Source organism: Leuconostoc citreum (genome assembly GCF_004354555.1).
GTDB lineage: Bacteria > Bacillota > Bacilli > Lactobacillales > Lactobacillaceae > Leuconostoc > Leuconostoc citreum.
In genome coordinates this window covers 206,405-224,606 of sequence record NZ_PUFH01000004.1, presented here as the reverse complement: position 1 = coordinate 224,606, position 18,202 = coordinate 206,405, and the positions used below count along the sequence as shown (strand labels likewise).

At 38.4% G+C, this 18,202-nt stretch carries 14 protein-coding genes and 1 pseudogene; 2 read left to right on the top strand and 13 right to left on the bottom strand.

Annotation, left to right across the window (positions count from 1 at the left end):
* Window positions 1–27: 27 nt before the first annotated feature.
* Window positions 28–4,525, bottom strand: a pseudogene (locus tag C5L21_RS02935) (glycoside hydrolase family 70 protein).
* Window positions 4,526–4,722: 197 nt separating this feature from the next.
* Window positions 4,723–6,093 (bottom strand): MFS transporter, encoded by a 1,371-nt coding sequence (locus C5L21_RS02930; RefSeq protein ID WP_133286013.1) that lies wholly within the window; start codon window positions 6,091–6,093, stop codon window positions 4,723–4,725.
* A 149-nt stretch (window positions 6,094–6,242) separates the two neighbouring features.
* On the opposite strand from C5L21_RS02930, the gene C5L21_RS02925 reads away from it, so the two are divergent.
* The gene (locus C5L21_RS02925) at window positions 6,243–7,202 is read left to right on the top strand and encodes a Dyp-type peroxidase (RefSeq protein WP_085699639.1); all 960 of its coding nucleotides are present in this window, start codon (window positions 6,243–6,245) and stop codon (window positions 7,200–7,202) included.
* A gap of 82 nt (window positions 7,203–7,284) precedes the next feature.
* On the opposite strand, the gene C5L21_RS02920 is transcribed toward C5L21_RS02925, so the two are convergent.
* From C5L21_RS02920 to C5L21_RS02895, 6 genes are read right to left on the bottom strand one after another with little or no spacing between them, the layout of a single operon-like run.
* Window positions 7,285–8,358 carry a glycerol dehydrogenase gene (locus C5L21_RS02920; RefSeq protein ID WP_133286083.1) on the bottom strand — a complete coding sequence of 358 codons (1,074 nt, stop codon included), beginning with the start codon at window positions 8,356–8,358 and terminating at the stop codon, window positions 7,285–7,287.
* Between the two features lie 18 nt (window positions 8,359–8,376).
* Entirely contained in the window at window positions 8,377–9,111 is a 735-nt protein-coding gene (fabG, locus tag C5L21_RS02915) for a 3-oxoacyl-ACP reductase FabG (RefSeq protein WP_085699636.1), read from the bottom strand.
* An 18-nt stretch (window positions 9,112–9,129) separates the two neighbouring features.
* On the bottom strand, window positions 9,130–10,383 hold the full coding sequence (locus C5L21_RS02910; protein WP_004901426.1) for a CinA family nicotinamide mononucleotide deamidase-related protein: 1,254 nt from the start codon (window positions 10,381–10,383) through the stop codon (window positions 9,130–9,132).
* A gap of 7 nt (window positions 10,384–10,390) precedes the next feature.
* Window positions 10,391–11,098: a triose-phosphate isomerase gene (locus C5L21_RS02905; RefSeq protein WP_012305399.1), complete on the bottom strand. Its 708-nt coding sequence runs from the start codon at window positions 11,096–11,098 to the stop codon at window positions 10,391–10,393.
* Entirely contained in the window at window positions 11,095–11,649 is a 555-nt protein-coding gene (locus tag C5L21_RS02900) for an NAD(P)H-dependent oxidoreductase (protein WP_133286012.1), read from the bottom strand. Before C5L21_RS02900 ends, C5L21_RS02905 begins: the two co-directional genes overlap by 4 nt.
* 15 nt (window positions 11,650–11,664) lie before the next feature.
* Window positions 11,665–12,864, bottom strand: coding sequence for an ATP-binding protein (locus tag C5L21_RS02895; protein ID WP_085699630.1), 1,200 nt, complete (start codon window positions 12,862–12,864; stop codon window positions 11,665–11,667).
* A 129-nt stretch (window positions 12,865–12,993) separates the two neighbouring features.
* On the opposite strand from C5L21_RS02895, the gene C5L21_RS02885 reads away from it, so the two are divergent.
* The gene (locus tag C5L21_RS02885) at window positions 12,994–13,290 is read left to right on the top strand and encodes a winged helix-turn-helix transcriptional regulator (protein ID WP_133286011.1); all 297 of its coding nucleotides are present in this window, start codon (window positions 12,994–12,996) and stop codon (window positions 13,288–13,290) included.
* Between the two features lie 37 nt (window positions 13,291–13,327).
* On the opposite strand, the gene C5L21_RS02880 is transcribed toward C5L21_RS02885, so the two are convergent.
* From C5L21_RS02880 to C5L21_RS02860, 5 genes are all read right to left on the bottom strand, one after another.
* Complete coding sequence (locus C5L21_RS02880) at window positions 13,328–15,406, bottom strand: DNA topoisomerase (RefSeq protein ID WP_085699628.1); 2,079 nt, start codon at window positions 15,404–15,406, stop codon at window positions 13,328–13,330.
* 160 nt (window positions 15,407–15,566) lie between these two features.
* Window positions 15,567–15,959, bottom strand: coding sequence for a DUF3021 family protein (locus C5L21_RS02875; protein WP_371862923.1), 393 nt, complete (start codon window positions 15,957–15,959; stop codon window positions 15,567–15,569).
* Entirely contained in the window at window positions 15,946–16,413 is a 468-nt protein-coding gene (locus C5L21_RS02870; RefSeq protein ID WP_004901442.1) for a LytTR family DNA-binding domain-containing protein, read from the bottom strand. Before C5L21_RS02870 ends, C5L21_RS02875 begins: the two co-directional genes overlap by 14 nt.
* A gap of 60 nt (window positions 16,414–16,473) precedes the next feature.
* The gene (locus C5L21_RS02865; RefSeq protein WP_085699626.1) at window positions 16,474–17,220 is read right to left on the bottom strand and encodes an MFS transporter permease; all 747 of its coding nucleotides are present in this window, start codon (window positions 17,218–17,220) and stop codon (window positions 16,474–16,476) included.
* Entirely contained in the window at window positions 17,217–18,089 is an 873-nt protein-coding gene (locus C5L21_RS02860; protein ID WP_040190561.1) for an ATP-binding cassette domain-containing protein, read from the bottom strand. The genes C5L21_RS02865 and C5L21_RS02860 overlap by 4 nt, the downstream gene beginning before the upstream one ends.
* Window positions 18,090–18,202 lie beyond the last annotated feature (113 nt).

The following is an 18,202-nucleotide window of genomic DNA, read 5'->3' as shown; positions in this document are numbered from 1 at the left end:
CGCCTGTGAGGTTATTTTTTAATCATTCTAGTATGTTATTTTTTTCATTTCACCATTGTCTTTATCCATCCAATAGCGTTGATTGCCGATTACACGTTGCTGCCCTTTGACTTGCCTACCATCTGCGTCAAAATATAATGTTTGGCCATTAATCACTTGCACGCCAGTTACGGGTACGCCATCTTGGCCAAAGTAAACCCATGAACCATCAGATAGCAATACAAATCGATTACGAACTAATTCGCCAGTATCAGCGTCGTAATAACGCATGATACCATTTTCAAGACGTAAGTGGCCTTTCATTTGGATACCATTTTGGTTGAAATAGAGTTTTTGCCCTTTAATGATTCGGTCCCCTGTTACTGCAACACCATCATAACCAAAATAAGCCCATTGATTATCACCAACACGTTCAAAACGATCAGTTATCATATTACCTGAGTCTGGGTCATAGTAACGGCTTTCACCAGTAGCATTTATATGTGTTGTCCCTTTAAATTGACGACCATCGTTACCAAAATAAAGTGTCTGCCCATTAATTATTTGCTCTCCTGTTACTGCAACACCTTTATTGTTAAGATAAATCCAAGAACCATCTGCTAATTCTTTAAAGTTATTTTTGATTTGACGACCATCATCATTAAAGTAAACCGTTTGATTATTAATGGTTTGTTTGCCTGTAACCGCATTACCTTTCTCGTCTACATATAGCCAAGAGCCATCTGCTAGTCTACCCCATGATTTAAAGAGCATATTCCCTGACGCACCGTCAAAGTAATGTAAATGACCATCTAATCCTTTGACCGCCACGCCTTTTTGTTGCTTACCATTTTCATCAAAGTACTGTGTGACTGGGGTGCCATCACTTTGAATGATGGTGACAATACCCTGTGCCATGTGCCCATCTTCAAAGAAGTAATGGAAATTTTTTTGTTTATCTTGGTAATATGTGTTGTGCAGTTGCTTGCCAATATTATTATAATAATAGTACATACCATCATGTACTAGATAGGCATCTTGTAATTCGATACCATTTGGTAAAAAGTAATAATTGATGCCATTGATAACTTGGTTTCCAACAACCATTTTCCCTTTGTCATCAAAGTAGTACCAATTACCGTTATCACAAATAAAGGCAGATTTTGCTTGATAGCCACTAGTGGAATAGAATGAAGTCTCCTTACCACGCGTAACAAAACCAGTTTTGGCCTTTTCACCCAATAATTGCTTTGGAAGGAAGGTCTGCGCATCTGACACATTAAAATACTGTTGTGTGCCCCAGTCCTTCAAAACATACCAAGCCCCACGCCCCTGAATGTTCGAACCGTTGAAATACTTGGCTTCCCATGACTTAATTTGAATATCTGGGTTCATTGGCTGATCTGTGGAAATCTGTTTTTGCTGGAAAAGTTGCGGGTACTGTGTTTTTAATTGATCCAAGAAGGCCCCACCATATTGTTGCTGATAAATGCCCCCGCCAACTGTCTTTGATGCATACAAAGTATGGTCAATAACTGAACCATAAGTATGATCACCTGAACCGTCTGTTCGAATAGCCGTGACTAACTGTTCATCGGGTAGATTATAAATTTGATCTGGTACCCAGTCGTTAATCGCTTGAATCCCCTGACCATGCAATGCACGTAAAGCATCTAACAAATTATCTGCTGTCCCATACTTTGTTGGTGTGTTGTAACCAATATCATATCGATCTGTAAATGCATAACCATTTTGTACGATAGCATCTAAGAAACTTTTATCTGAGCTGGCGCGATATTGTGGCGCCATTTCAAAGCTAGTAATACCCCAATCCTTAAATAAGTTAACATTTTGAGCAATTTTAATGTTCGTAAACTCATCGGGTGTTGTTGGAAAGTCTTGAAAATTTGAAAAGCCTTCATAAATGACTTGCGAATCTAACGCTGCATTAGAATGATAAACACTCCCGTCAGTTGACTGCGTTGTTTCACTTTTCGTTCGAGCATCTTGATTTTCTGAAGCCCCTACTGGTACCCAAGCCGCAATGTACCCTGACACTTGTGGGTCGTTTACACCATATACCATGTCTGCCTTAAAAGTTAATTGGCCATTGGCGTCAGTTCGAACGACAGGTGCATTTGCATCAGTGCTGTAGACTTTTAATCCTGATTTTGTCGTCAACAAAACTGGGCGATAATCTTGGTTTTTATGTGCCGCACCCATATCCATTTTGACTTCATCTTTGTCAGATAGTTTCAAATCTGGGCGATTGTTGACAACAAGTCCAATACCTTGATAGCGTGTCTCTTGGTTACCAGAGTCACTTGCCGTCATTGCACCCTTACCATAACGAACTGATGTCATAACAGATTGTTCATCTGGAAAATAGTTCATTTTCATGGTTTGACCACCAGCAGCATACTTGATACGAGCTTTCAACAACGCATCAATGGCTTGATAGTAAGGTGATTGTTTAGCCATGTATTGACCATCAATCCGTGAACATATCACCATAATAAACACGTGGAATTGTGTCTTTATTAGTCAATAACAAAGCGTATGAAGCTGGAATATTGTAAGGTGTGTAAACTTTATCTGCTTTCAATTCATCAGCATTATAGATGTCAAAAGCCTGCTTAATTTGATCCAAAGTCACTGTTGAATCTAGCCCTGTTGAGGCCGGGTTGATTTTATCTTTAATAATATCAGCAATAATCGTTTGTACTTCACTGTCATGAGCTCGAATAAATGAATAATTTGGTTGTGCAACATTTTCTTTATCATCTGTAATTCGTTTGACTAAACTGTGTTCACGGGTTGGCTCAAGGCCACTCCGTTTATCATTAGGCATGTTGAGCGCGTATTTAATCGCTAAATGCAAGGGGAAATCCATTGTAATTTGCTGGTTGCCATGTGCTTTGACATAGTCTGGATCTTCATCTCCCCAGTCTTCCAAAATTGATAAATGTTGATTCGCTCTCGCGTCATTTTTGTCAACACCATAGGCAGCCTTAGCATATTCACCAGCAATCTGTAGTAAGTCAGCGTCCACATTATCGACAGCATCAACACGGTAACCATCAAAATTAGCTTGGTCATCATTTTGTAAAATACTACCGATATTCATCATATAATGTAACCAATTAAGTTGTTCTGCTTGCACAACTGGATTAGAATTATCGACATCGTTTGCTAGTAATAGTTCAAACCCACCTTGCTTATATTTATCAGCAATTTGACCTTTTTGATTTTTAGGCGTACGGCTCAGCTTACGATAATCAGAATTGGCCTTTGGCGACATATCACTATTTGTATAAAGCAGTGCACCACCTTGTAGATGATCATCTCCTTTCGCCTCACTGTCAATATTCCAATTGGGCTGGGCATCAATGTATTGCGTCATCGCCGTTTTCAACCAATCCGTATTGCCAAGTTGCCCAATTTTTTTCTCAATGTTTACCTGTGCCTGCATGGCAGCTGCCGTTAAGGTCCGCATATTTTCATTATCGGAAAAGTGATGAGTACCAGACAAGAGGCCCTGATCTTTCATGTAATTCAGATAAGTGACTTGCGTACTCTTATCCGGCCACCAGGCCATCAATAATGGTCTGAAATCAGTCACTGTTGAAGGTACCCAACGTTTACCATTTTTCAAAATATCTTTTGGACGATACCAACTACTTGCCGTCAGATGTCCTTCTAATTGCGTAAAATTTTCTGATGATGTGTTATAGACGGCGTTATGTTTATTGCCAATACTGAATAATTCCGATACATATTGCTTATCGTTATTAGATAGTGCCCCTGTATCTTTATCAAAGTAGTAAGGTTTACCATCTATAATAGTAGTAAAGTTCTTTTTTGGTTGGCCATCATCTCCATAAAAATAAACTTTGCCATCTACATGCTTAACATTAGGCACCGTGTCTAACTCCGTGCCAGCAGAAATTTCTGCTGTTGTTTTGGTTTGAGGTGCTGAATTTGTTGGTGCTGTAACAACCGCTAACTGTTGATTTGTCTGCTTTTTTGGTATATTACTATTTACGGTCGGTTCTAATACTTGCTGTTTTTCTAGTGAATCGTCCTGCTTGTCCGTATCATGCTTTGGCGACACTACTGGTGCATTAGTCACTGATTGTTTATCTGGATCATTTGCTGGCATAACATCAGCAGGGACGTTGTTTACTTCGATTTTATGCGTATCTGTGACATCGGTAACAGGTGTAGTTGGTTTTGCAGCCTGTTGATTGGATTGATTAGTCACTACTGGTGGCACGCTGTTTTGCCCGTTGACCGTATGCATATCTGCTTGGTCAACTATTTTATGAGTAGGTTCCGCAGGTTCCGCTGGTTGAACAGTTGCCGGTTCGACTTTACTTTTTACTATTTTTGAAATAGTTTGTGTTTTGCTGTCATTGTCACTACTGCTCGCGTTTGCTTGTGATATGGCAGTACCAAAACCCATAACAGCAAAAATACTTGCTGTAACTAATATCTTCCCTGACTTGTACAGTTTTTTACGCTGACACACTTCGCCGTTTTGCATTTTTGTTCTCCTATGAACTCATAATTTGCTTGTATAATAGGTCAATGACTTCATATTGACGCTTAAGCACAAGACTCTCATTAAATCATACATAGCAAAAACAGCTTATCTTAAATTATGCAAAATTGAATATTACACCCTTTATTTATAATAGGACAATAAAAAAGCAAGGATCACAGGCACTCCTTGCTTTTTTACTATTTATTCATTTGAGATTTGGATACATGATTTTGTAAACGACTAGTCATTAATAACCCTATAATCGGCACGAGAACAAACCACGCGCTCGTTTGAGATAATGCGGTACCAATCGTCTTAGTAGTACTAAAGTAAGCAATTAATATAGACGCCACAACAACACTCGCTGCGCCGATGACTTGCCGCATTGTTGTAATTAGAGCTGTCCCATGACTCATCAGGTCTTTCGTTAAGGCATTGTTAGCAGCTGTTATCGCGGGCATCATAATAAAGGCATTGCCACCTTCTAGTAGCATCGCCGCCAGTAAACCAATGAGCCAGGATGTAGTGCCGGCAATACTTAATAATAAATACCCAAAAATCATCATACTAGTTCCAATATAGACTAGCTTTTTTAGGCCAATTTGATTAAGTAAACGTCCGGCTCTTGGATTGAGCTGGCTGAGAAAAATAGCGGCGGGTACCATTAATAGGCCTGACCAAAGGGGTGTTAAATGAAAAACACGTTGATAAAATAACGGCATTAAGACGGTAGCAATAATGAGCCCTGAATAAGAAATACCAGTTAACAACATACCTGGTAAAAACCCTTTATATTTAAATACCGTTAAATTAAGGAATGGTTGTGTTAATCTGTGTTGCCGAAACACGAAAAAAGTCAGTAATATCAGACTGACAACTAAAATCAGCCACCACTGTACACTAAAGCCATTTTTTGGCAAACTAGAAATATCGTACAAAATACCCCCAAAGCCGATGAGCGTAACAGCTGATAACCAGTCAAATTGCGACTTTTTAAGCTCATGTGTGTTTTGAATCAACTTCTGGCAGCCTATTAAAAGGCCAAGTAGTATAACAAAAAATAAAATAAATAGTGCGCGCCAAGATACCCATTGCAACACAACGCCAGATATAATCGGACCAACAGCAAGTGCTGAACCCATCACTAGACCAACAACCCCCATTGTTGTCCCACGTTTTTCTTGGTTAGTGTTTTCCATAATAACACTTTGAAAAGTTGGAAATAGTGCGCCAACAGCCATGCCTTCTAATAACCGACCAATAATAATACCCGAAAACACAGGCGTCACCATAGCTACTGCTGTGCCAACTAAAAAAACGGCTACAATTCCGTTGAGTAATGGTTTTAGTTTAATATTATCTAATAGCCATGGACTAAGTGGCATAACAAGTGTCATCGCAATCATGAAGCCAGTAGTTAGCCATTGTACTGTACTAGCATCAACCCCAAAATTTTTCATTAAAATCGGATAAGCTGTTGTCATAGTTGATTGACTAATTGACATTGTAAATGAAATAGCGAGTAAAACGAGCGAAAATGGGGTTAATTGTTTCACATTTTTAAACATTTTTTGTTTCTCCCTCTGTAAATAACTTATAATCATTCTAAACTTTTAGAATGATTTTTTCAAGTTAAATTAGAATGATTCTTGATTAATGAATTAAAATAGTGTACGCTAATGTTGCAAATAAAATCTAACTTTTGGAGGTTATCACTATGGCAATTACCCCAAGCAAAGCACAAGATGTGTGGAAAGACGTTGGTGAACATGTACAATTTACCGTTTTAAAATTAACAAGACACAATCAAGCGCTAGCACAAGAGGCAATACAAGAATTTGCCGACCGTTCACAAGCTATTATAAGATCACTACGCATTCGTGATTCTCATTTAGCCGCAGAATCTGGTTTGAAAGTAGCCTTTGGCTTCAGCAACCAAGCATGGACATATTTATTTCCCAATGCAGCCAAACCAAGTGAATTAGAAACATACCAAACCTTGCGCGGCCCTGAATATAGCATGCCAGCAACTGACGGTGATATTTTCTTTCATATTCGTGCTAGTAATGAAGCCGTTGTTTACGAAGCACAAACACAATTTATGCGCTTTTTAAAAAATATTACCAGTGTGGTGGATGAGACGAAAGGTTTTCGTTATTTTGAAGGTCGCGCAATTATTGGTTTTATTGATGGCACAGAGGCACCTGCTATTGAAGATACCGCAGAGTATGCATTAATTGGTGATGAAGATGCACCTTTCATTAATGGATCTTATGCTTTTGCACAAAAATGGCAACATAACATGGATTTCTGGCACAATTTGAAGACTGAAGAACAAGAAAAAGCCATTGGTCGCGAAAAATTCTCAGATCTTGAATTAGCAGATGAAGATAAATATCATAATGCGCACAATGTTGCCTCAAAATTTGAACCAAACGGTGAAGAACAAAAAATAATTCGTATGAATGTCCCTTTTTCTAATCCCGCCTCAGGTAAAACTGGCACCTACTTTATGGGTTACTCACGTCACTGGCATATTATTAAAGGCATGCTTCAAAACATGCTAGATCAATCCGATTTCTTACTTAGCTTTTCTGATATACTTTCTGGTCAATTGTTCTTTATTCCATCGCGCGATTTACTAGCTGCCATAGCTGATGGTGATTTAAATAAATAACAGTATTTGATTCAAAAAGCGGCTCACACCTTATTCGTGTTAGTCGCTTTTTTTGCTTATCAGACATACTGATCATCCATAATTAATTGGCGTAACTATCTATTTGTAACAGCGTATTAACAATATCAGCTGCTGTCAATGAGAGATTCATTTGATGAATTGTTTCATTAGGTCTTAATACTTCTTGTGCAATCTGATAAAGTGTTTGTCGATCTCGTGTTAATCCTAAATCCTTTAGACAAACTGGCAAACCTAAGGCTCGCAAAAATTTGAGATATTTTTGATATAATACACTAGATGATTGCGAGAGTACTAGTTGACCCAACAATCCGAAAGCTACTTTTTCACCATGCATAATGGTAGGCGAAACAAATTGCGTTAAACCGTTAGCAATACTATGGGCTGCCGCCTCACCACCGCTCTCAAAACCGATACCGCTTAATAAGATATTCGCCTCAACAACATTTTCAAAATGCTGATCTACAGTGTGTGCACTATTGGCTTTAATCGCTAATTTTGCTTCTCTAAAAATTGTTTTAGTCGCTTGTTCTGCCAACACGCCTGCTGCGATCGTAGCCTTATCCCCAAACATATTTTGTCCATGAGCACACTTGACAGCACGATATTCAACAAATGTTGCCAGTGCATCAGCAATGCCTGCAATCAGTGTTCGTGTTGGTGCATTGACTATGATGTCCGTATCGACCATCACGAGGCTGGGGCTGCGATCAAAAAAAATATAATTTTCAAAATGTCCCTGTGCATTATAAGTTGCCGATAATCTTGAGGTTGGTGCATCTGTCGATGCCAATGTGGGCACAATAACTAATTGACAGTCAATTTTTGCGGCGACAATCTTAGAAATGTCTATAACTTTACCGCCACCAACAGCAATGACAATATCTGCCGCTCTTTCTTTGATGAGTGCTGTTAAATTAGTCAATTCATGATCATTAAAATGATCACTAATTACAACAACTTCACTCACTAAATTTTGCGTATTTAATGTCTGGCATAGTGGTTCTGCTGCAACATTAACTGCAATACCGTTACTCAGAATAATTGCACGGTGACCAAGACACGTTATTTGATCGTAATCTTGTGATAGAATATTTTGACCCTGCATATATAAAGCTGGACTAGAATAGCTTTTCATCATACTTCCTCCTCTAAGTTACATACTTTGACCGCCATCGACCACAATTGTTTGCCCTGTGATATATGGTGCTTCAGCTAAAAATGCTGCTACTTCAGCTAATTCAGCTACATTTCCAAAGCGTTGCATCGGTATTGTCTCTAGAATTCGAGACTTAATCTTATCAGATAACACATCAGTCATATCAGATTTAAACATACCAGGGGCAATTGCATTGACACGCACTTGTCTTCTTGCCGCTTCTTTGGCTAGCGTTTTTGTCATGCCGATTAATCCTGCTTTACTTGTAGCATAATTAACCTGTCCAATATTACCATGCAGACCGACAATCGAGCTCATGTTAATAATGCAGCCTGTTCTGGCTTTAAGCATGTGCTTTAAAATTGGTTGCGTCACATTAAACGTCCCCACTAAATTAGCATTAATAACCTGTGCAAAGTTGTCTGATGACATATTGATAGCTAGTTGATCGGCTGTAATGCCTGCGTTATTAATTAAAATATCAACCCCTTTAAATGCCTGACTTCGGTACAAGGCATTTATGCCATCATCAATGGCTTGCTGATTAGTCAAATCAAACATCACTTCCAATGGTTGTGTCTGGAATTGTGCTTTTATATTGTCTGCGACACCTTGTCGTGAATGTAAAATGACTTGTGCCCCGAGAATATCAAAATGCTTAGCCATTGCCAAACCAATACCTCGAGAAGAACCTGTTATTAAAACCGTCTTACCTTGTAACTGTTTAACCATATCTATTCCCCCTATTTTTCAAGCACGATCTACTAAATTTTGCTGCGATAAGTGTCGACGAATTAAGTCAAGTGCTACAAAAATCGCATCTTCAACGTTATCTTGATGATCTTTTGCAAAGCTTTGTGAAGTGACTAGTAACCTCTCTTGATGGCTAACTAAGCCAAACCAAACTTTTTCATTAACATAATCATGCTGTCCATTGGATTCGGGTGTTTCTGCTAAAATTGCCAACCCTATATCAGCGCCTAAACGCTGTTGCGTTAGTTGTGCTAGACGTGACACTAATTGTGCGCCATTATCACCAGATAGTTCAATTTCATCGTCAGTTAGATCTAGTAAAGCACTCATACCATTAAAGCCACCAGCTAATGTTTCCGTTTGCGATAACGCATTTTGCAATGTTGATTGTACCAAGCCACGTGTAAAAACTTCTGTCATCGCAATCGTTTGCTGATTTTCTTCAAGTAAATTTGCAACCACTTTTTCGAGTGAATTATGGGCACCATAACCATAAAAGTAGTCTCCAACCAATGTATTAATCTTAGCAGCCGCTTTTTGATTTAAATTCTCTGCTATGGCTTCAGATGATGCCTTAGACGTTAACCTAATGGTTACTTCGTGTTTTTTAGCATCAGTTGTCATTGTTGGATTCGTTTGAGAAATCATTAAATCACTGATTAGTTGAGATAATCGCGATTCACCAATGCCAAAATAACGCATGACGAGCGAGTTCAATACCTGGCCATGCAAATACTGTCTTTCAAGTAACGGGACAACATAATGATCAAACATTGGCACCATTTCCCAAGGTGGTCCAGGCATTAATAAAAAATCTGGCCCATCATTACTTTGATAAAAACTACCAACAGCAAAACCAAAATCATTTTTTAATGGCTTACCCTGTTCTAAGAAGAGCACTTGCCGATAATTATTATCGGCCATTTCAACATCAACAGCATCATGCCACTTTTTTAATTTACGCAATGCTTCTGTATCTGGTATCAGTGAGCTATTAATGAATTGCGACACAACTTGTTTTGTGAGATCATCAACGGCAGGCCCTAATCCACCAATTAATATAATTAAATCAGAACGATGTGCAGCTAAACGCAGCGTTGTTAGAATATCGGCCGCATTACCGCCCACAATTGACTGATGATACGATTCAATCCCCATATCGTGCAAAGCCCGTGCAATGTATGGTCGATTCGTATCTGTTATTTGACCTAGTAACAACTCGGTGCCGACAGATATAATTTCAGCTTTCAAAGCAGCCTCACCTTTCTTTTTTAACTTGATTTAATGCCTCAATAATGGGCTGAAATGCACTAACTTCTTGATACCGATCGCCAATAAGCACCCCATCATAGCCAATCTTTCGAGCTACAGAAATACCTTCTGCCGTAATATGTCCACCCATTACTAAACTATAAGACGCTAAATTGCTGTTTTTTACTAATTCAGACAGATATTGATTTAACTTCAAATAAACAGCTTCCATTTCTACATAAGAGTACGCTGAACTATTAGACTGTGTGGAACGAAGCGATTCATAAGCAACAATAATACGTTGCCCCATAAAATCAATATTTTTAAGAATAGATTTTAATTCACGTATAACCAAATCTGGGCCACTATGCATCCCCAAACAAATAATTGGAATCATATCATTATTCAGACAGTTGGCTAAGCGTTCATGGATGATATCCGTGGTCTCGTTCAATAATTTTCGCCGTTCTAAATGACCAACAAAAGCGTATCTAATGTCTAATGCTTTAAGCACATTGGCAGACATTTCACCAACGGTACGTTGTGCTAGACTAATGTTTTGCGCAATAATTTCATAATTTTGATACGTGTTGTGCTCAGGTAGTGTTGGTGCAACCAGTAACTTAAAATTAAGTGGCAGTTGCTCAATATCTTGTAACCATTGTAGCTGTTTCTTATAGCACATCAGACTCTTAAAATTAACGATACAAATCATGCATTAACCTCATCAATAAATTGCGCTTGCTGCGATAAATACAGCTCAAATTGCGGGTTATGAATCACATCGTGATAAGCAATGACACCATCACGTGACCAAGGTGCTACACCAACAAATTCTAATGCTTTAATTGTGGGCATCAAGATATCTGCCACTCGCATACCATTAAAGAATTCATTATTATCATTAAATGCTGACTCAGGTGCATTCCATGTTGTCGACAACATAAACTTTTTACCTATTAATCGGCCAGCTTGACCATATTTTGTATAATCTAGCCCATAAAAGATGCCATAAGCGAATACATCATCAAAGTAACTTTTCAGTTTTCCTGGTACATTAAACCAATAAATAGGGCATTGTATGATGATTAAATCAGCCCATAACCATTTATTAATTTCATCAGCACGTTGATATTCTGTTGCAAATGACACACGTATGTTGTGTTGTGTTTTTAGTTGTCTCACATATTCTGTAAACAAACGGTGATTTAACTGACCATTTGCATCGTGGTGTTCTTCAAAGCCATTAATTACTAGTATATTCATTTATTTTTCCTTATTTTAACTAAATTTAGGTGAATCCGTAGAATGTAAAGCATTCGGTATAGCAACACAAACTGGATGTACCACTGTTGTCCCATTCACTTTAAGTAGCCCTTGACCTGGTGATAACTTTTGATATGTAGCGACCTGCTCTGCTTGGTTATTTAGTAAGCTCGTTACCTCTGCCTGATTATTTAACTGGTGTATCAACAAGCTGCCAAATTGTCCGCTTAATTTGACTGGTAAGTCCAATGGCGATTGCGTCGATAACACAACATACAAACCATACTTACGGCCTTCACGTATTAATTTAAAAAGTCCTGAATCAGAAAGTGTATCATTGTTATTTGGTAAGAAACGATGTGCTTCGTCTAAAAATATAGTTAGCGGAAAACGGGCATCACTTGTCGTGCGAATAGTCAGTAATTCTCTTAACAAAATGGATAATACTAGCCTACTTTGTGCCCCATGCTTCATTAGCATGCTCACGTCAATCACCAAAGTAGCCTGACTTTTTCGTGTTGCAAATAACTTAAGTACATAACTCATATCTGTTTGTGGCTGTTGCGCATTGACTTGTTCATGCTTAAATAAACCAGCCAAATTCGGTGATGATAATTGTTCTTGCATGGCCAATATTTTTGACCAATGTCTTTGAATAACTTGATAGTCTAATGTCTGACCCAATAAATTGTAGTCAGCCTGATGATCAGCATATGGTACAATAAATTCTTGAATTAATTGATTAATTAATTGAGACGTATCATAGTCATGTCCGCAGAATTTTAGCTGCGATTTATCATTTCTGTAACTGACTTGTGTGCGATTAATTTTGTTGTATATCCCTGGTTGCTTGACGACTTGTTTTTGTATTTGTAACGCAGTAATTGCACTCTCAAACCTGTCAACAAACTCGCCCTCATGATCACCAAGAAGCTTGGTAATTTCCATGGCGGTTAACTGACTAACATCTATACTGGCATTTTCTCCTAATTTATAACGAACAACATGCCCAGCTGTCTGATATTCTCCTGTTGGGTCAAAAATAATTGTTGCTTGTTTTTTGTCTCGTAAACATTCCACTAGCCTCAGGAGTGAGGTTGATTTACCACTCCCTGTGGCGCCAGTAATAAGCAGATGGTGTGCCAGCAAGCTATTGGCATCAATAGACAATGGCTGAGAGGCATCTAATGCTTCAGCAAAGTGATCAATCTGCATGGGAGGCCTCCTTATCTTGCTAAATAATATTGCATAGTTTATAATTAGCCATGTGAATTATTTTACTATATTTATCTGTAATCGCACATAACGCACTATTTTGTGCGTTAATGACTAAATCGAGGAAACATGCCCACTATTTCAACATCTACAAAGCAAGTCATGAAGCTAATGGGCGCCAAATGGTCAATTGAAATATTATTGACCATTGCAGATTTACAAGTTACTGGTTTCAACCAATTGCATCAGTCTTTACCGGGAATATCGCACAAGGTACTCACTGATCGTTTAAAACAACTAGTGACTTATCGTCTAGTTAGTCGCACAGTTTTGGAACGTATTCCACTGCGTGTTATCTATAAAATCTCACCAAAAGGTTCGACTATGCTGATCATATTAGAACAACTAAATAATACATCAAATTAAAAAACATCTAACAGTCATTAATGTACTGTTAGATGTTTCATTTTTTGGGCTTGGGTTTTAACTTGAAGCCATAAAAAGTACGCCCTTTATATGTTTGTTTTGCCATTGTGCCTGTAGCCGTATATAGTTTACCACGTTTAGATTTAGCTTCAAAACTAATTTCAGCGCCATTGAGTAACTTGGTTAGCTCCTCGTCCGTAAAAACATGCCCGCTCCATTCTTTAGCAAAGGTGATTTCTTCACCTTTAAATTGGCCCGTCGTCTTTTCACTTACTGGGCGTTTCGGTTTTATTTTTGGTTGCCCAAGTAACGTTTCTAATTGCTCAGCATTTGCTACCATGATAGGCATGTCATGTACCACAACTTGGGTAACAGAGTCCAATAATTTAGGCATTGTCATTTCAAAACGACCGACTTGGTCCATCATCTCAAAGAGGCGCTTAGTTATTTTAGGGGACGCAATCCATGTGCCTTTAACCATAACAGCTGAGACATTACCTGTTTCAGTCAGTGTTAATTTACCACGCGTTTCCTTAATCATAGCTTTCGTCCCCCGACTCATATCAGATAAGGTCGAGACGCGCGTCGCACCTGTTCCAACATTGTGTTTCTCTAAAAAGGCCATGATCCACTTCGTGCTTGGCGCCTGTGGCTTTTTATTGGCCCCTTCATACAAATAAGGTTGTGCAGTTGGTCCAAGCTGACCCATTACAGCTGTTTCATCATCATCATCTACCTTAATGGCACGCTGTGAATCATACACAGCCTTAAAATTTAACTGAACTGGCACATTATAAGCTGTCTTAAAAATTGGATAATCAGTCAAATTTGCCGTGACATGATCATAGACATAATCTTCTGCCAACATGGCCAAATAGTTTTTGGCCAATACCTCATAGATAGCTTGTGCACTCGCTCCAAATTTGGTTAGGGTTGCCAAATCAGTAGGTACATTTTCTCCAGGTCGATTAGCCCCGTGTGCTCCTTGGTTCTTAACATGGGTCGCCCGTGGTTGCCTATGTGTCAGCAGGGCTGTATCAACATGCACAACTTGAGCAATTTGATCAATTTTAGGTAATAGTTCATTAAATTGTTCTGGGGTCACTGTCTTATCTTCGGTACGCGGATATGAAACAACCTGGGCCTCATACATTTTTTGGTAGGTACTTAATACTTCTTTGGCAGAAAAACCACGTGGTGCTAATATGGCTGCTAATCCAGCTAAATCTAATAGTTTACCAGGTGCTTGTGTACGGGTTTGGTGCCGCTCATTAGTAACCGCACTCTCATGATATTGCAATAAATCCTGCTGTGCAACTGCTTTGCTATCAAAACGCCAAGGTATCACATCCCCTTCTGGCGTAATACGACCAAAAATGTGCCCCGCAAGGTCTTTAAACTTAACTTCAAAATAAGGTTTTTTCACATATCGTTTAATCGCTTCTAGCTGGGCATAAATCTGCCAAACAATCACTGATTTCAGTCGGCCCTCACGTGCCACAACTTTGAAACCTTGCTTCTTGGCAGCTGTCGTGGCGATACGTGTCAATTGCATGGACGCAAAATCCCATCGATTACGACTTTCACCTTTAATGTACTCGCCATCTTGATTTTTATCAGAAACATCACGTAAATGCTGCATAGACGTCTGAATACCCTTAACCGATTCATCCATAAAATTGGCACGTAATACTTGTCCGCGCCATTTAATTGCTTCTAATGCTTCCCAAGCCAATAACTCACCTTCACCAGAAGGATCCGTATCGGTGGCAATCACGATGGCATCATAACCATTTGCAGCTTCTTTTTTGAGATCGTCAACTAACTGCTTAGTAGATGCGACTTTACCTGTCCGCAAATTACGTTGTCGAATATAGGTACGCGCCCAATTAAAATCGTTTAAATTCCAAGGTAAATGCTTAATTAACCAGGATTTATACTGTTTTTTTAGGTCTTCTGACACCATTTTTTCAGGATCTTTTAGCGTCATCACATGACCACGCAAATTGGTAATTGTGTAAGTAAACGTGTCAAATTGACCGTTTTTACCGCCTAGCGCTTTCACAAAATTTGCGGCAGCTGACGGCTTTTCAGTTAAAATAAGATATTTGGGCATGTCCTATCCTGTGTCACTTCTTCTCTAATACTTTCTCTCATTTTACCAGATTATCACATATTTCACTAAAAACTGGTATTGCTATGGCAAAATTTGATATGGTGAGTTATCCTTTGCTTATCGTTAACATCAGCAAAAAAGCACAGTTGAATGAACGCATTCAACTGTGCTTTTTATTGGCCAATTGTTCATTAATACGTCGAGCATTGTCATGTCCTTGTTGACGCATATAAAGAAAAATCGCTAAATAGATAATCACAAAAGTTGGTATATTTGTTAATGAGATGCTTGTTTTACCAAAAGTCAAAGCAATAAAGATCAAATAAGTTAACATCTCTAATACAAAATGTAAGACTAGTTGCGTCATGAAGCTGAACTTATCATAATCAAAAATTATTGATAATATTCCCATAATGGCACTCATGGTCATTAACAAAGCAAATTGTGTCAATGAAAATATAGCTTGATTTAATGTGATTGACAATAAGGAGAAAAATGACCCTATCCCGATACCGATGAAAGCTAGCATGATTATATACTTAAATTGTCTCATTTTCATCATTCCCTTCTAATCGATTTAAAATATGCTTAATATATCGTCTCGACACAGTAACACGTGTCCCATCTGTTAAAAAACCATAATAATTACCAGAAAAAGCCGATGCCATTCGTGATAGTTGGTTTAAATTAATCGCTGTTGCTTTAGATATTTGAACAAACAACTGCGACTTGTCTTCATTTAAAAATTGTTTTAGTGTTTTACGCGTTACTAATTGCTGATGATTATTACGTGTCACTGTTAATTCGTTACCAAAACTTGATACCATTAAAATATCTGATTGCGTAATCACATGAATATCATCAACCGTTTTAACCACAAATTTACTTGTTTCTGATTTTTTTGTTTGTAGTTGTTTGGCGATGGCTGTCATTTGTGTCAAATCGTTGCCCGAAATGACAACTTTAATGCCATCAAGTTGCTCATCGACATTGATTTTAATTTCCATGTCTCTCCCCCATGTGGCAATTAGCTTACCAATATAACCTTATTCTATCAAATTCTGTTATCAGACGGCGTGTGTTTTGAGACGGCGATAAAATTCTGCCAGACCAAATAAGAATAGCGTGATTAATAAGAAAACAATCAGTTTAAACCACTCTGTCTGCATATCAGTCACCGTATTACTGCCCCAATGCATTTTGAGTGTCTCTCGTATGGCAGCAAATGGAATCCATTCTATGGCTTTTTCAAGCGTACGCGGCAATTGAAATGTGCCCATACTGCCTGTTAAGAAGGCAATACCAAAGTAACACACCATCGCCACGCCCTGAATCATATTGAAGCCTTTAAAAACTTGGGCAATGGCAAAAGACAAAAGATATAATGCTGCAGTTAGAATCATGGTGCTAGCAAAGACGTTGGCTAAGCTCAGCATACTCATTGAAGGCAACGGTAATACCTGATACAAAACCAAACAATAAACTACTGTCACCAGTGACACCAAAATGGCCACTGAGACAAATTTAGCGACCAACTGTTTAGCCATACGATAGCCAAACAAGACAAATCGTGTTGTGACACCATCAGCCATATCTCGACCAAAAGAAATCGTGAATGGCAAAATGACTAAGCCAAGCGGTATCATCGGTAATAACGTTGCAAATAAACCTTTAGCTAATGCTTGATTTGCTAACGTGTTACTAGTGGCATGATAATTGCCAATAGCCAAAATCATCGGTAATAGTCCACCAACGATCATCGCAAGACTATACCCTAGTGTATTTTTAAGTTCAAATTTAATATAGTGCTTCATGATGTCTGCCCCAATCTGTTTATTTCACGCTGGTGTAACGCGTTCAAATAGATAAGTGTCACACTTGTTCGTGTTGCCGAAAAGGTAAAACCGTGTTGATTTAAGTGCGCAATCACTAACTGTTGACTATTCTGATTGTCACAACCAATCACAGTTTGCCCTGCTTCACCACGTATAATATCGCACCCTTTTGGCAAGGTAATCGCTAACTGCGGTGCATCTACGACAACCGCCGAATAACCCACATATTTTGCAAACAACATCGTCGTTAAATCGTAATCTACAACGTGCCCTTGATCAATAATCAATAATTTATTGGCTAATTTTTCCAATTCATCAAAATAATGTGTAATCAGTAAAATCATAGCTGGCTTATTAGCATACCATGCTTTAATTTTGGCCATTAAGTTAAAGCGTGTCTCAAAATCAAGGCCAGTACTCAACTCATCAAAACAAGTTAATGGCGCATCCTGATATAACACCATAATAATCGTCAATCGCTGCTTTTGCCCACCCGATAACTGGGCCACCTTTTTTTTCAAATTCTTTTCAAAGTCAAAAAATTGTACGAGCGCAATTAATTTTGGATTTTTCTTGTAGGTTGTTTGTAATAAACCTTCCAAAATTGTGCGACAAGTGACAGTGGCTGGGTAATTGTTTTCTTGCAAATGCACCGCAATTTGCCCTGGTTTAACGATTTTACCAGTATAAGCTACTTGATTCGTTAATGCCTTGATTAAAGTTGATTTACCAGCCCCGTTACTGCCAACAATGCCAACGATATCATGTGCATCAACAATTATATCGCGTCCCATATCAAGTGCAACAAACTCACCATAATTGACTTTAATATGCTTCATCTCTAACATATCATTCCCCCTGTTGTTCCTATCTTTATGATGTTAGTTTACCAAGTAGCATCAAAAAAAAACCGCTTTTGTGATAAGCGGTTTTAATTTACCTTTATGTTGCACTGCCTTGC

Coding starts and splice junctions, on each gene's coding strand:
- C5L21_RS02930 (WP_133286013.1), bottom strand. CDS start 6,093: ATGTTTAAAAATGTGAAACAATTAACCCCATTTTCGCTCGTTTTACTC.
- C5L21_RS02925 (WP_085699639.1), top strand. CDS start 6,243: ATGGCAATTACCCCAAGCAAAGCACAAGATGTGTGGAAAGACGTTGGT.
- C5L21_RS02920 (WP_133286083.1), bottom strand. CDS start 8,358: ATGAAAAGCTATTCTAGTCCAGCTTTATATATGCAGGGTCAAAATATT.
- fabG (WP_085699636.1), bottom strand. CDS start 9,111: ATGGTTAAACAGTTACAAGGTAAGACGGTTTTAATAACAGGTTCTTCT.
- C5L21_RS02905 (WP_012305399.1), bottom strand. CDS start 11,098: ATGATTTGTATCGTTAATTTTAAGAGTCTGATGTGCTATAAGAAACAG.
- C5L21_RS02900 (WP_133286012.1), bottom strand. CDS start 11,649: ATGAATATACTAGTAATTAATGGCTTTGAAGAACACCACGATGCAAAT.
- C5L21_RS02895 (WP_085699630.1), bottom strand. CDS start 12,864: ATGCAGATTGATCACTTTGCTGAAGCATTAGATGCCTCTCAGCCATTG.
- C5L21_RS02885 (WP_133286011.1), top strand. CDS start 12,994: ATGCCCACTATTTCAACATCTACAAAGCAAGTCATGAAGCTAATGGGC.
- C5L21_RS02880 (WP_085699628.1), bottom strand. CDS start 15,406: ATGCCCAAATATCTTATTTTAACTGAAAAGCCGTCAGCTGCCGCAAAT.
- C5L21_RS02875 (WP_371862923.1), bottom strand. CDS start 15,959: ATGAGACAATTTAAGTATATAATCATGCTAGCTTTCATCGGTATCGGG.
- C5L21_RS02870 (WP_004901442.1), bottom strand. CDS start 16,413: ATGGAAATTAAAATCAATGTCGATGAGCAACTTGATGGCATTAAAGTT.
- C5L21_RS02865 (WP_085699626.1), bottom strand. CDS start 17,220: ATGAAGCACTATATTAAATTTGAACTTAAAAATACACTAGGGTATAGT.
- C5L21_RS02860 (WP_040190561.1), bottom strand. CDS start 18,089: ATGTTAGAGATGAAGCATATTAAAGTCAATTATGGTGAGTTTGTTGCA.